1 protein-coding gene is annotated in these 1,548 nt (G+C 73.4%); it reads left to right on the top strand.

The window, feature by feature from the left end; all coding sequences use genetic code 11:
- The first annotated feature begins 133 nt into the window (after nt 1-133).
- Nucleotides 134-1,396, top strand: a complete 1,263-nt coding sequence (locus NBH09_RS09920) for an IS30 family transposase (protein ID WP_250787857.1) — start codon at nt 134-136, stop codon at nt 1,394-1,396.
- Nucleotides 1,397-1,548 lie beyond the last annotated feature (152 nt).

Consider the following 1,548-nt stretch of genomic DNA (forward strand, 5'->3'; position numbering starts at 1 on the left):
CCTTGATTCTCATTTTCATTGCAACAGCCTCAGGACTCAGCGCAACGCGTTGCGCTGAGTCCTGAGGCGCGAATCCGGGTAGGCAACCCCAGAGGGGCCGGAATCCCCCGGCCCGCGATGGAGGGAGGCCGGCATGTCCAGACCCAAGCCGTCCGGAAGGTCGTACGGGAGGCTCACGAGGCACGAGAGGAACACGGTCGAGAGGATGCTCGACCGCAACCGCAGCGCCCGCGAGATCGCCGCGGAGCTCGGCAGGTCGCCATCGACCGTGACCAGGGAGGTGGCGGCGCACCGCTACGTCACCGCGCCGCGCTCGCGCTACGGCGAGCCCGCGCCCGCGGACCTCTCGGGGGCCTGCCCCAGGCTCTCCGCGTGGCCGAGGTGCTGCAACGGCTGCTCGCACAGGAGGGGCTACGGCTGCTCGAGGAGGCCCAGGGTGTTCTACAGCGCCAGGAGGGCGCAGGAGGCGGCCGACGCCGAGCTCTCGGCGAGCAGGTCCGGGATCGACGAGACCGAGGAGGGCGCCGCCGCCAAGCTCGCGGCCATCAGGGACGGGCTCGCGCGCGGGCTCTCCCCGCAGCAGATAGCGGCGACGACCCCCGGGCTCAGCGCCTCCACCGTCTACAGGTGGGTGGACGCCGGCTACGACGGCATGACGAACATGGAGCTCAGGCGCAAGGTCGGCTACAGGCCGAGGTCGCGCCGGGCCCCGAAGAGGGCGACGTCCCACTCGTCGCGCAGGTCGCACGCGTCGTTCCTCGCGCTCGGCGAGGACGCCTGCGCCGCGGCCTGGGAGATGGACACCGTCGAGGGCCCCAGGGGCGACTCCGCCAGGCTCCTCACGCTCCTGCACCGCCCGAGCCGCTTCCAGCTGGCCCTGCCGCTGCCGGACGGCACGTGCGCCTCGGTCCTGGCGGCGCTCTCCTCCCTGCGCGGGGTCCTCGGCGAGGACGGCGCGAGGCGCGCCTTCGGCGCCGTGCTCACCGACAACGGGAGCGAGTTCGCCGACGAGGGCGCCATCGCGGCGCTGATCGGCGAGCGGGACGGCGAGACCAGGCTCTTCTACTGCGACCCCCGGCAGAGCCAGCAGAAGGGCGCGTGCGAGAAGAACCACGTGGAGATCAGGAAGCTGCTGCCCAAGGGCGCCGGGGCCAGGTTCGACCGGCTGACGGCGGCGGACTGCGCGCTGCTCATGTCGCAGGTGAACTCCGAGCCGAGGGGGGCGCTCGGGTTCCTGACGCCGGCGCGCGTGCTGCGGATGGCCCTCGGGGAGGACGCCTCCGCCCTCATGGACGCGTTCGGGATAGAGGAGCTGGCGCCCGGCGAGCTGGACCTCACGCCCGGCTGCATCGACAGGGCCAGGGCCGCGAGGGGCGAGGGGCCGCTGGCGGGATAGGCGGCGGGCCGGGACATGGGCCGGAGGGCCCGTTGCGCTGAGTCCGGAACGGCTGCGCGGCGGGCTGGCGGAGCATGCGGCGGCGGCATGGGGGCACCGGCCTCCATAGCCTCTCCACCTGCGGAAACGGTGCGACGGCCAGGTGCCGGGGG

Source organism: Collinsella sp. BG-O-102 (assembly GCF_023656745.1).
GTDB lineage: Bacteria > Actinomycetota > Coriobacteriia > Coriobacteriales > Coriobacteriaceae > Collinsella.